We start from the raw sequence: 12119 nt of genomic DNA on the forward strand, positions 1-12119 counted from the left end.
TTGAATCTATCTATAACGTACGTTATCGATCACGGGATCGCACCGCAAAGCAGGGAGACGAGCCGCGGGAGGATTCCGTGTGACGTCGACACTATAATTTTATCACGCTGGGTCCGATACGTGGTTCCGTATCAATGACCGCAGGCGATCCTATGGAGCCGACATCGTTAGCCGGATACGTGCCGTTCGACGAGGAGCGACAGCGTCAGTACGTCGAAGAGGGGTACTGGCGAGAGACGACGTTCCACGAGGTGCTCGACGAACACGCCGAGGCGCACCCCGACCGGACGGCGCTCGTCGGTCCGAACCGAGAGCTCACCTACGGGGAACTCGCAGCGAGCACCCGACAGATCGCGTCCTATCTCGCCGGCGAACTGGGCTTGCGTCCAAACGAACGCGTCGTGTTTCAGCTGCCGAACTGCTCGGAGTTCGTGGAGACGTTTCTCGCCTGTTCCCGTATCGGCGTCGTCCCGGTGATGGTGCTTCCGCGCCACCGCGAGGCCGAGGCGAACCACGTCGTCGAGTTGACCGACGCCCGCGCGTACGTCGTCGACCACGATCGCTACCCGAACCGGTTCGACTTCGTCGGCCTCGCAGACGACGTCCGCGCCGCTCACGACTCCCTCGAACACGTCATCGCGGTCACCGACGACGGGGCCGCCGAGCTCGACGAATGTGTGACTTTCGGGTCGATGCGAGACGAGCGGTGGGTGAACACGTACGGGGAGCAGGTGGTCGAAACTGACGTCGACCCGGCGAATCCGGGCGTGATGCTCCTCTCGGGGGGCACCACCGGGTTACCGAAGGCGATTCCACGGACCCACAACGACTACGTGTTCCAGTGGGAACGGATGGCCGAGGTGGCCGGAGTCGAGACGGACTGGATCGCGTTCCCGAGCGTCCCGATCGGCCACAACGCGTCGTTGAACTGCATCGTCGGTGCCGCGCTGTGGGAAGGCGCGACCGTTGCCGTCGAACCCGTCTTGAAACCGGAACATCTGATGGACTTCATCGAACGCGTCGACGGGAGTTACACGCTTCCGATGCCCACCCAGATCCTCGACATTCTTGATCACCCCGACGTCGACGAGTACGACTTGACCTCCCTCGAAGTGCTCGTCAGCGGCGGGCAGAAAGTCCCGCCCGCAGTGGTCGAACGGGCGGTCGAGCGCTGGGACGTCGGGTTCTGCAACATCTTCGGGATGGCGGAAGGGCCCCTGATTTGCTCCCGCCCGGAAGACGAGCTGGCGGTACAAGCCCACACGGTCGGCCGCCCAATCGCACCCGAGGCCGACGAGGTCCGTATCGTGGGTCCCGACCGAGAAGAGAACCTCGACACCGGAGAGGCGGGAGAACTCGCCGTTCGCGGACCGGGGTACTTCACCGGATACTTCCGTAACGACGAGGAGAACGCGGAGAACTTCTCGGTGGACGGCTGGTTCTTCACCGAGGACGTCCTCGCGCGTCGCCCGGACGGGAACCTCGAAGTGTACGGCCGAATGAAGGATACGATCATCCGCGGAGGCGAGAACATCTACGCACCTGGTGTCGAGGACGAACTCATCGAACACCCGAAGATCGCAAACGTCGCTGTCGTCGCCATTCCAGACGATCGACTCGGAGAACGACCCGCGGCCGTCGTCGAGTTAGCTGAGGGGGCCGAGGACGTTTCGGTCGATGAGTTGTCGTCGTTTCTCGACGAACGGGGTATCGCCGTATTCAAGCGACCGGAACGACTCGCCGTGCTCCCGTCGCTCCCCCGGACTGAAGTCGGGAAAATCGAAAAGAAAGCCCTCGAGGACCGCATCGGCGATCTGTTCGAGGCGTCCAACGACGATCAGTAAGCTCGCGACGTTTCCACTGTCGCATTCCGGTTCCATTCGGTAGCGTCCGTCACCGATTCTCAGTTAACCCGTTTGTCGTGCGATCACGGAGGTCAAAGACTCCCAGGCGACACCACTACTCCGTCGACCAGCGGTCACGCGTTTCCCCAGGCAATAACGTGTAAGTCGGTATCAATCCACAGTGTGCAACAACGCGGTAGACTGGTGTTCGGAATCTCTGAGGTCGAACTAACCTGCTTTCCGAATTCTTACACCTCGATATTTATAAATTATAGATACTTGGCCGAATATATCCAATAGCGGCTCCGACAGCGGACAGAGCTTGAATTCCTTTTGACGGAATGCGGTGGGGAATGAGCGTAAACGATGATGAAGAACCCATCGTTCGTTGCACGAGGCGGAACAAATTTGTGGGAGACGACCGTACGAAAAGGTAGAATGCGAGAGCCAACCGGGGACACGATCAAGTCGGACGAAACTCTTCTCGAGATACTGGAAGCGCTGCACAGCCTCGACGAATCCACGCTCACGGCGATCGCAGACGAGGTCGACGTCTCGAAGAGCACTGTCCATCGCCACCTGGAGACGCTGCGCGCGCGCAGATTCGTCTCGAAGGGAGACGAGGAGTACCGGCTCGGATTAGAATTCCTCCGATTCGGTGGGGCTGCGCGGGAGCGCTATCCGTTTCACCGGCAGTCGAAATCGATCGTCCAGCAGGTGGCAGATCAAACCGGCGAGTTCGTCGGATTCCTCGTCGAAGAACAAGGCGTCGGGACCTTCATATACTGCGAGATGGGAACGGAGGGTGTTCCATCGGAGGCGAAGGTCGGGCAGAACCTGTTGCTTCACCAATCCGCGTCGGGAAAGGCGATTCTCGCACACCTCCCCGCCGAACGGAGGTCGAGGATCCTCGATCAGTACGGGCTCCCGCCACGCACGGACGAGACGTTGACCGATCGAGCGACGTTGCTGGACGACTTGGACGAGATCCGAGAACGTGGCTACGCCTTCGCCCACGAGGAGTACACCGACGGGTTGCGGGCCGTCGCAGCCCCCGCCTTCGATGCCGACGGAACCGTTATCGGAAGTCTGGTCGTCGCCGGTCCGATCCACCGAATGCGAGGCGAACGCTTCGAGACCGATCTCCCCGAACTCGTGACAGGAGCCGTCAAGGAGTTTCAACTCACTATCTCGTACGCCTGACTCGATCGGCCGACCGAGCCCGAAACGAACGCGGTAACATACGTACGTTTGTTATGTACATAGTTGCATCGAGAACGCGAGTCCAGTTCGAGATAATCGAACTATTTGTCGAACCTTGGAACGTCACCGTTTAGACAATATCGTCTCGAATACGTGATCTAGAGCAGGTATCAATCGAGATCCTGTATCAGTTTCCGTTATTTAACCAAATAGTTTGTGAATTCCGAAGTATACGTCCAAATGTTGTCTCGGGAAACCGCGACCGTATCAGTGAACGGGATCTGACAGAATGCCGTGAAGCGGCCTCAATGCAGTAGCACGCCCTAGAGAGCGGTACGGCGGTGACTGCAAAACCGTGCTGGAGTTCCCCCCGGCTACGACCGATCTTTCAAGGCCCGAACTTCAAAGTTCGGATATGCGAAATTTTTATATTCGCGTGTGAGCGTGTTGGTACCAATGACCGAGAACGAATCGATCGTGAAGACGACGCAAACGTCGCTGGAAATGCTCTCGACGATCCGTGAAATCGGCGGCGCACGGACGAACGAGATCGTCGAAGCACACGACGTCGCCAAGAGCACGGCTCACAAGCACCTCACGACGCTCGAACGGGCAGGATACCTGCGGAAGGTCGGCGAGCGATACTACATCGGTTACAAGTTCCTGAACCTCGGCGAGTACGCCCGCGAGCAGTGGTCCTGGTTCTCGGCCGTCAAAGCGGCCGTCGAGGAACTGGCCGAGCGGACCGAAGAGGAGTGCGACTTCGTCGTCGACGACCACGGTCGGGTCATCACGGTCGTCGAGTCGTATCACAAGTGGGCGAAGTACGGGAGTGACGACGGTACGAAGCGATATCGGGCGAACATCGGTACCTACTACCCGATGCACGCGACCGGATCCGGCCTCGCGATCCTCGCGTCCTATCCGCGGGACCGAGTCGAAGCGATCGTCGACGACACGGGGCTTCCCGCAGTCACGGAGCAGACAATCACGTCGCGTGCGGAACTGTTCGAGGAACTGGATCGGGTCGACGAGCGGGGATACGCCATCGGAGATCGGTACTACACGGATGGGCTCCGAAGCGTCGGAAAGGTGGTAACCGGAGCCGACGGAACCGCGGTGGGTGCGCTCAGCGTCTCGGGGCCGACATACCGGATCGACGGATCGGTGCTCGACACAGAGATCCCGCGGGCGCTGGAGGACGTGGCCGACTCGCTGGAGTCCGAACTCGCGGACGCGTCCCGGACGTAGGCCGCTTGGTCCCTATCGGGCGCGAACGGTGGAGTGAAAGATAGCGGGAGGGGGCTCAGTACGCGTCGCGGGCGACTTCGAGCAAGTCCTCGGCGTCGGCGTCGCGGGGGTTGTCGTGGATCTCGATCGTCTCAAGTGACTTCTCGGCGATCTCGGAGAGATCGTCCTCGTCGACGTCGAGTTCGCTCAAGCTCGAGGGAAGGTCGACCTCGTCGATCAGGGCCTCGACCGCCTCGACCGCCTCGTGTGCGGCTTCGACGTCGGACAGTCCGTCGGTGTCGAGCCCCATCGCCTCGGCGACCTCCGCGTAGCGCGCGGGGTACTCCTTGAGGTTGTACCGCATCACCGGCGGCGTGAACACCGCGATTGCCTCGCCGTGGGGGATCTCGGGATACATCCCGCCAGTCACCTCGGCGAGGGAGTGAATCGCGCCGAACCCGGCGAAGTTCTCACAGAAGCCAGCCATATGCGACCCGTACAGCATCTGCTCGCGGGCCTCCATATCGCCCGTCTCGTAGGCGTCGGGGAGGTACTCCGGGACGAGCCCCATCACGTGTTTCGTGTACGGCTTGACGAGTTCGGGCGCCCCGGCGGCGACGTGGTTCTCCAGGGCGTGGGAGAACGCGTCGAACCCGGTCGCAGCGGTCTGTCGCGGCGGGAGCGACGCAGTCAGTTCGGGATCCACCAGTGAGACCTCGGCGCCGAGGTACGGCCCATCGGGGTACAGCGGGGGTTGACCGATCGCCATCTTGAATTCCCTATCGGGCGCGGTGATCACGGCCCAGTAGTCCACCTCGCTCCCGGTCCCGGACGTCGTCGGGACCGTGACGAGCGGGTGCGGGTGGTTCTCGATACTGCCCGCGGTGACATCCTCCGGGACGTTCACCTCGTACTCAGAGAGCTCCCCCGAGTTGGTCTTCAGAAGCGTCGCGCACTTCGCGGTGTCGATGACGCTCCCGCCGCCCACCGCGACGACCACGTCAAAGTCACCGGCGTTCAGCGTCTCCAGGGCGTCGTGGACCATCGCCGTCGTCGGGTTGGGCTCGATCTCGTCGTAGACCTCGTACTCGATTCCCTCGGCTTCGAGCGAGGACTCGACGCCGTCGAGGATGCCGGCCGTCCTGATATCCTGGTCGGTGACGACCAGCGCGCTCTCCCACCCCTTCGCGTCGATCACTTCGCCGGTCCGCTCGCTCTTCCCGTTCCCGAACTCGACCCAGATCGGGAACGAGAAGGTGTACTCGCCGAGGCTCATCGTCTCTTCCTCCGCGCGGACGGGATGGCTGTGCTACTCGTCGGACAGTCGCGGCTGTTGTGTCGCATCCACACGAAATTCGGGAAATACAACATATAAAGATGATGGAACAAGCAACAATCGCTTGTTTCATCCGGACGGACCGCATCGTGAGAAGTTTTTTGAACCGGTGAGAGAGACAGGCTGTATGGACAGTTCGCGACCAGGCGGTAGTACGATCGCCGAGCGGCACCGCTCGAAACACCGGGAGGCAACGGCCGACGTCGAGTTCGGCGCGTGGATCGACGGCGAGCGTCGCACCGGGGGACCGAAACGGGGGATCGAGGATCCGGTGATCGGTGAATCGATCGTCGACGTCCCGCAGTCCGACGCCGGCGACGTCGACGACGCGGTCGGCGCGGCGTGGGACACCTTCGGGGGCGGGTGGGAGGACGCCACCGTCCGCGACCGGTCAGAGCGCCTCTTCGAGTGGGCCGACGTCCTGGCGGATCACGTCGAGGAACTCACGTTGTTGGAGTGTCTGGACTGCGGCAAGCCGATCTCGCAGGCCCGCGGCGAGGTCGAGGGCGCGATCGATACACTGGAGTTCTACGCGTCCGCAATTCGGGGACAACGCGGCAGCGAGGTACCGGCAGGGGAGGACCTCCACCTCTACACGAAACGGGAGCCGTACGGCGTCGTCGGACAGATCGTCCCCTGGAACTACCCCCTGTGGGCGGCCGCCTGGAAACTCGGTCCGGCGCTCGCCGCGGGCAACGCGTGCGTCCTGAAGCCCGCCAGCGACACGCCGCTGTCGACGGTCCGCGCCGCGCAGCTCTCGGAGGGCATCTTCCCCGACGGCGTGCTCAACGTCGTGCCGGGATCGGGCAGCGAGGTCGGGCAGGCGATCGCGGAACACGAAGAGATCCGTAAGGTCTCGTTCACCGGCAGCACCGGCGTCGGCAGCGGGGTGATGCGCGCGGCCGCCGACCGGGTCGCGCCGGTGACGCTGGAACTCGGCGGCAAGTCCCCGTTCATCGTCTTCCCCGACGCGGACCTCGACAAAGTCGTCCAAGCCGTCGCCGACGGTATCTTCTACAGCACCGGCGAGATCTGTGACGCCTTCTCCCGGGCGTTAGTCCACGAGTCGATCGCCGACGAGTTCACCGAGCGGTTCGTCCAGGCGGCCGAATCCTACGTATTGGGGGACCCACTCGACGAGGAGACGACGATGGGGCCGCTGACCTCGAAGCGCCAGCTCGAGACCGTAACCGACTACATCGAGACGGGCAAGGAAGCGGCGGATCTGCTCTGCGGCGGCGGGCGGCCGGACGACCCGGAGTTGGCCGACGGCTACTACGTCGAACCGACCGTCTTCGACGACGTGACGAACGATATGACCGTCGGCTGCGAGGAGATCTTCGGGCCGGTCCAGACGATCCAGACGTTCGAGAGCTACGACGAGGCGATCGAACTCGCGAACGACACGCAGTACGGGCTCGCCTCCGGCATCGGGACCGAGAGCACGTCGCTCGTACATCAGACTGCCGACGACCTGGACGCCGGCCTCGTGTACGTCAACGAGTACGGGCCGATTATGCCAGACGCGCCCTACGGCGGGTTCAAGCGGTCGGGCTTCGGGAAGGACCTTGGGCTGGAGGCCCTCGATCACTACCAGCGTCAGAAGAGCGTATACGTGAACCTCGACGAGCCCGAACTCTAAGTTGGTCGCCCCCGGGATAGCCCCGCGTCCGACACACGGACGCAGCGATTCGCCGGGGAGCCCGGACCGGAACTCGAACACTGCCGTGGATTCCGGATACAAACCCGCTTTGCTGCCTCTACGGGTCGTGAACGCCCGAGACAGGCTCGTTAGGTCGCTCCGCACGACGCTGTTCCGCGGGTTTCTCCACCAAAGATGTTTTATCTCGAACGAAGAGGGTATCGTCCCCTGACATATTGAACCTCAGTGACAAGCCAGAACACGGTGAAAATTAACGATAATAGTTGTTTTATATAGTATCGGAATTTATATAAGAATAATATAGTGAGTGAATTTATATACATACTATTTTTAATATTTCACGGGTGTCTCGGGGTAGTGGCACCGAGAATCTGATTAGAAATCAGAGAATTGTCGCGTAACAAACGCCTCTAGGTGCGCTAAAGAGACAAAAAGAGACTTGCTCTCACGTTTTATATTTATCTTGTTTTTCTGTCAGGGTTATAAATAGGTAAATATTCAATTATTTCAGAACAGTCGTGATCCCCAGCACCTCGGTGATCAGCCACGCGACGAACAGCAGATAGCACACCAAAAGTCCGTACGCTTCCGCGGTACTGAGACGCAGGTCCGTTCGAATCATCGCGAACAGAATCACGGTCGCGAGTGTCAGAACCGCGAACATCGGGACGGCCGTCGCGAAGTCGACCGTGACGCTCCCGGCGATGAGGACGCCGATCGGAATCGCGACCAGCAGGTCGAACGTGTTCGAGCCGAGCACGTTGGCGAGGCTGGTGACGCTGTTACCGTCGCGGGCGGATCGAACGCTGACGAGCAGGTCGGGCAGACTCGTCGCGGCGGCGACGATCGTCACCCCGGCGAGCAGTTCCGGGATCCCGAACGTGGTCGAAAGTGACTCGACGCTGCCGACCAACTGTTCGACGGCGACGAGGATCAGCGCGAGGCCGGCACCGAGGGTCACCCACTGCCGGCGGATGCCCGCGTCGACGACGCCCGCGTCGGCGTGGTCCGAGACGTCCTGCCACTGGATGAAGAGGTACAACCCGTACAGGAGTAACGGCACCGCCGCGAGCGGCCGGGTGATTCGTCCGATGAGCGGCGGTCCGTCCGGGACCGGCACGTAAATGATCGCGAAGGCGAACGTGATGATCAACGCGGACACCGCGATCATGTAGAACTGCGCCTCCTTGTACACCAGCGTTCGGTTGGTCTCGAGCGTGTCAGCCGCGGCGAGTCCCGACAGAGCGGGAATGACGAGGATGTTGAAGATCGCGGAGCCGACGACGGCACCGACGCCGATGTCGAACACCCCCGAGAGGGCAGCGAACACGACGCTCGAGAGTTCCGGAAAGCTGGAGCCGATCGCGACGACGATCGACCCCTGGACCACGGCCGGGAGCCCGTAGTGCGCGGAGAGTCGCTCCGCGGACGTCTCGAGCCACCCGCTCCCGATCCAGATCAGTCCGGTTGCGACGAGGACGACAGTCCCGTTCACGATCGGCGTATTGGGGAGGAATCCGAGCAGCGCCATCGAGTGGAACCGTCTCGAAGCGGAGAAAAGAACGTACCGGTCGGAGGAGTGTTTCGAGGCGGACTAGCTCTTCGGCGCGCGATACAGCAGGTCGTACTGGTGGGCGACGTACGTGAGAGATCCCCTGCCGAGTTGCTCCCGACGTGTCGAGAGCCACGAGTCGAAGGCGTCGACCGAGTGAGACGACGAGCCCACTGCCTCGTCGACGAATCCGAGGATCCGAGACAGGAAGTAACGCTCGTCCGCGGGGTACCTCCGACCCCGTGCGCGGACGATCCAGTCCGAACTTTCCGCCTCCAGGAGCGTCCCAGCGCGCCGCCCGAGCAGATCGATCAGGTGGCGGCCAGCCCGTACGTCCCGTCCGGGACGGGCATCGATCGCCGCGTGATAGGCCCCCTCGACGGCGTCGTCGGCCGGGTGGTCCGGTTGGAAGATCGTCCCGCCATCGAACGTGATCGGGACGTACGCCAGCCCGCCCGGTCGGAGGGCTGACTCGACCGCCGAGACGAACCGGGAGAGCGGCACGAGGTCGGCGAACGCCTGGGCGACGACCAGGTCGCAGTCCGAGGCGGCTTCGAGCGTATCGAGCGCGTCGCCGGTCGCGAACCCGACGTCGAGATCGGCGACCGTGAACTCGGGATCGGGCGAAGCGGTCTGGTCAGTCGGTTCGATCGGATCGCACCGGTCGATCTGGCCCGTCCGGTCGGTTACGGCGTACCCCCGACGGCGGAGCGCCTTCGGACGGACGTCTCGGGCGAAATCGACGATTCGCTCGTCGGTGTCGACGCCGAGGTACCGTCCGGAGGCGATCCCCCACGAGAGGAGCCGAGAGACCGTGACGCCGGTTCCACACCCCGCCTCGACGATTCGAGGGTCCGGCGGGAGGTCGGCCAGCAACCGCTCTCGAACGCGTCTCGACAGGGCCCGGTCGTCGACCGAGCGCTTCGATTCGAGGTATCTGGGTCGGGCGTGATTCATCGGTCCGGACGCTGACGAAGGGGGGGTCATTCCCCGAGCTGACGGCTATGGCTGGCCCAGGAGACGTCGTCCTCCCAGATCCGGACGGTCAGCCCCGTCGGCGTGGGATCGGCCAGCGCCTCGGCAACGCGGTCGCCGAACAACCGCGCGAAGTGTTCGATGCTCGGATTGAGTCCCTCGAACTCGGGGAGGTCGTTGAGCAGCGCGTCGCGGTAGCGAGCCTCGAGGTCGTCGAGGAGCGCGTCGACGGCGTCGATGTCGACGAGGTACCCGTACTCGCCGAGCGTCGAGCCCGAGAACCGCAGTTCGACCGTGAACTGATGACTGTGTACGACGCCCTCGGGCCCGGGATCGGGGACAGTCAGGTAGTGCTGTGCGATGAACGATCTCTCGACGGTCAGTTCGTACGCGTCGTCCGGGTCGGTTCGTGTCATTGTGAAGCGTGTTAGTACGTTCGATCGTGAACTACTTGTAGGTCAGAAGCACCTGTAGCACGCCATCCCGACGGTCGTCGAGGAGGCGATACGCCTCGGACGCGTCGGCGAAGGGGATCCGGTGGGTGACGAGCGAGGCGACGTCGAGTTCGCAGAGGCGATCGAGCGCGGTCGCCGCCCGCCGACCCTTCGTCCACCGGCCGCGAGTCTCCGGCGCGAGCGTGCTCACCTGACTCGACTCGACGGAGATACGATCCCGGTGGAACGACGTGCCCAGATCGAGCGTGGCCGGTTTCTCGCCGTACCACGAGCCGACCACGACGCGCCCGTCGTACCCGACCGCGTCGACGGCGTCGTCGAGCGCGGCCGGACGGCCCGAGAGCTCGAACGCCAGGTCGACGCCCTCGGGGAAATCACTCCGGGGAGAGGCATCGACTTCGGCGTCGAGAACGTCGTCCAGGCGATCGGGCGCGACCGCGACGTCGGCCCCCATCGACCGCGCGTGTTCTCGTCTGTCCGGGATCGGTTCGACCGCGACGAGGCGGTCGAGCGGGAACGACGAGAGGATCCCGATGGTACAGAGGCCGACGACGCCCGCGCCGAAGACGACCACCTCCTCACCGATCCGTGGCTGGCCGTCGAGCACGAGCGACGTCGCGGTCTCCACCGAGGGGAACAGCGCCATCGCCTCGGGGGTCGCGTTCTCCGGGACCGAAAGGAGGTTTTCGGGGGCGATCGCGAAGCGCGTCTCGTGGGGGTCGAACGCGAACACGGACCGTCCGAGCCACTCGTCGTCGACGGCGTCCCCGACGGCGACGACGTCGCCGACCGCCGCGTAGCCGTACCGAAGCGGGAACGACAGGTCGCCGTCGATGGTCTCGAACGTCTCGTCGGCGGGCAGGTCCGTCGGCGCTTCCCCCCGATAGATGAGCAGTTCGGTCCCGGCGCTGATCCCGGAGATTCGCGTCTGGACGAGCACTTCCTCGTCGCTCATCTCGACGGTGGTCGGTCTGAGCTCCGTCTCGAACGGGCCCGTGAAGTACAGTGATTCCCGCTGCATCAGCGTGAGGCGTGGGGACGTCTGATCCGGCTCGTGCGGTTCCGAGAGACAAGCGCGCAGTGTCGGATATCACCGCCGGCGAACGAGACAGGACACATAGCTGATCTGATGATACCTCGTCGGTCGAACTACGTGATATTCATACTGTCGGCCGCACTGGGGTAGAACGTCGCCCTGGTCGCGCCCGGCCGGCGCGTAGCATACTATAAGTCCGTCCGGTAGCGACACGAACTATGCCAGGGGATCGGGTCACGGTGTCGCTCGACGAGGACGCGAAAAACGCGCTCGAAGGACTGACCGAGCAGACCGACGAGAGTCGCAGCGAGGTGATCCGCGAGGCGATCGCGTTCTACGCGGCCAACTTCGACTCCGCGAGGGCGAGCGACAGCGACCATCTACAGACCTACTACGAGATGCTCTCGACCGGCGAACACGTCCTCCTCGACGTGGACCTGCTGCACGCGTTCTTGAACCAGGTAGCGGGCCCCGAAGACCGGGACGGGGAGTTCCTCGACACGATCGATCAGGTGGCCGGGTACCACGCTTCAGAGTACGCCGAGCGGTTCGACTCGCTCGAGGACGTCCTCGACTGGCTCTCGCTGTGCGGGTTCCTGACCGTTCGACGGGCCGAGGCGGGGAGCTACCACGTCGTCTTTCCCTCCGAGCAGTTGCGGTGGTTTATGGTCCGGTTCATCCGCGGGAGCGTGGTCGATCTCCCCTTCGAGGTCGAGATCGAAGAGAGCGTCTCGAAGGTGCTCTTCACCGAACGCGAACTTGACGACGGCAGCGGCTCTCGGGCCGAGTGACCCCGAGCGCTGTAGCGATGATCGTCTTTCAGTT

General features: G+C 63.1%; 10 protein-coding genes. 5 read left to right on the forward strand and 5 right to left on the reverse strand.

Going from position 1 to position 12119, the window contains the following annotated elements; all coding sequences use genetic code 11:
• The first annotated feature begins 152 nt into the window (after nt 1-152).
• From NO876_RS08050 to NO876_RS08060, 3 genes are all read left to right on the forward strand, one after another.
• Entirely contained in the window at nt 153-1844 is a 1692-nt protein-coding gene (locus NO876_RS08050) for a (2,3-dihydroxybenzoyl)adenylate synthase (RefSeq protein ID WP_256421175.1), read from the forward strand.
• A gap of 438 nt (nt 1845-2282) precedes the next feature.
• A complete protein-coding gene (locus NO876_RS08055) occupies nt 2283-3047 on the forward strand; it encodes an IclR family transcriptional regulator (RefSeq protein WP_256421176.1) in 765 nt (254 codons plus the stop codon).
• A gap of 456 nt (nt 3048-3503) precedes the next feature.
• A complete protein-coding gene (locus tag NO876_RS08060; protein WP_256421177.1) occupies nt 3504-4298 on the forward strand; it encodes an IclR family transcriptional regulator in 795 nt (264 codons plus the stop codon).
• A gap of 55 nt (nt 4299-4353) precedes the next feature.
• On the opposite strand, the gene NO876_RS08065 is transcribed toward NO876_RS08060, so the two are convergent.
• Nucleotides 4354-5553: an iron-containing alcohol dehydrogenase gene (locus NO876_RS08065; protein WP_256421178.1), complete on the reverse strand. Its 1200-nt coding sequence runs from the start codon at nt 5551-5553 to the stop codon at nt 4354-4356.
• 187 nt (nt 5554-5740) lie between these two features.
• Between NO876_RS08065 and NO876_RS08070 the strand changes: the two genes are divergently transcribed.
• Entirely contained in the window at nt 5741-7255 is a 1515-nt protein-coding gene (locus NO876_RS08070; protein ID WP_256421179.1) for an aldehyde dehydrogenase family protein, read from the forward strand.
• Nucleotides 7256-7778: 523 nt separating this feature from the next.
• Here the strand turns inward: NO876_RS08070 and NO876_RS08075 are convergent.
• The 4 genes from NO876_RS08075 to NO876_RS08090 form a co-directional block, all read right to left on the reverse strand.
• Nucleotides 7779-8807: a sodium:calcium antiporter gene (locus NO876_RS08075; protein WP_256421180.1), complete on the reverse strand. Its 1029-nt coding sequence runs from the start codon at nt 8805-8807 to the stop codon at nt 7779-7781.
• A 63-nt stretch (nt 8808-8870) separates the two neighbouring features.
• On the reverse strand, nt 8871-9785 hold the full coding sequence (locus tag NO876_RS08080) for a class I SAM-dependent methyltransferase (RefSeq protein ID WP_256421181.1): 915 nt from the start codon (nt 9783-9785) through the stop codon (nt 8871-8873).
• Nucleotides 9786-9811: 26 nt separating this feature from the next.
• Entirely contained in the window at nt 9812-10219 is a 408-nt protein-coding gene (locus NO876_RS08085) for a 6-pyruvoyl trahydropterin synthase family protein (protein WP_256421182.1), read from the reverse strand.
• Between the two features lie 31 nt (nt 10220-10250).
• On the reverse strand, nt 10251-11279 hold the full coding sequence (locus NO876_RS08090; protein ID WP_256421183.1) for a zinc-dependent alcohol dehydrogenase: 1029 nt from the start codon (nt 11277-11279) through the stop codon (nt 10251-10253).
• A gap of 233 nt (nt 11280-11512) precedes the next feature.
• Between NO876_RS08090 and NO876_RS08095 the strand changes: the two genes are divergently transcribed.
• Nucleotides 11513-12085: a ribbon-helix-helix protein, CopG family gene (locus NO876_RS08095; RefSeq protein ID WP_256421184.1), complete on the forward strand. Its 573-nt coding sequence runs from the start codon at nt 11513-11515 to the stop codon at nt 12083-12085.
• Nucleotides 12086-12119: the final 34 nt, after the last annotated feature.

Source organism: Halobellus rarus (assembly GCF_024494595.1).
In the GTDB taxonomy this organism is placed as follows: domain Archaea; phylum Halobacteriota; class Halobacteria; order Halobacteriales; family Haloferacaceae; genus Haloquadratum; species Haloquadratum rarum.

What these genes read in the sequence shown, in the direction of transcription:
- NO876_RS08050 (WP_256421175.1), top strand. Translation starts at nt 153, where the DNA reads ATGGAGCCGACATCGTTAGCCGGATACGTGCCGTTCGACGAGGAGCGA.
- NO876_RS08055 (WP_256421176.1), top strand. Translation starts at nt 2,283, where the DNA reads ATGCGAGAGCCAACCGGGGACACGATCAAGTCGGACGAAACTCTTCTC.
- NO876_RS08060 (WP_256421177.1), top strand. Translation starts at nt 3,504, where the DNA reads ATGACCGAGAACGAATCGATCGTGAAGACGACGCAAACGTCGCTGGAA.
- NO876_RS08065 (WP_256421178.1), bottom strand. Translation starts at nt 5,553, where the DNA reads ATGAGCCTCGGCGAGTACACCTTCTCGTTCCCGATCTGGGTCGAGTTC.
- NO876_RS08070 (WP_256421179.1), top strand. Translation starts at nt 5,741, where the DNA reads ATGGACAGTTCGCGACCAGGCGGTAGTACGATCGCCGAGCGGCACCGC.
- NO876_RS08075 (WP_256421180.1), bottom strand. Translation starts at nt 8,807, where the DNA reads ATGGCGCTGCTCGGATTCCTCCCCAATACGCCGATCGTGAACGGGACT.
- NO876_RS08080 (WP_256421181.1), bottom strand. Translation starts at nt 9,785, where the DNA reads ATGAATCACGCCCGACCCAGATACCTCGAATCGAAGCGCTCGGTCGAC.
- NO876_RS08085 (WP_256421182.1), bottom strand. Translation starts at nt 10,219, where the DNA reads ATGACACGAACCGACCCGGACGACGCGTACGAACTGACCGTCGAGAGA.
- NO876_RS08090 (WP_256421183.1), bottom strand. Translation starts at nt 11,279, where the DNA reads ATGCAGCGGGAATCACTGTACTTCACGGGCCCGTTCGAGACGGAGCTC.
- NO876_RS08095 (WP_256421184.1), top strand. Translation starts at nt 11,513, where the DNA reads ATGCCAGGGGATCGGGTCACGGTGTCGCTCGACGAGGACGCGAAAAAC.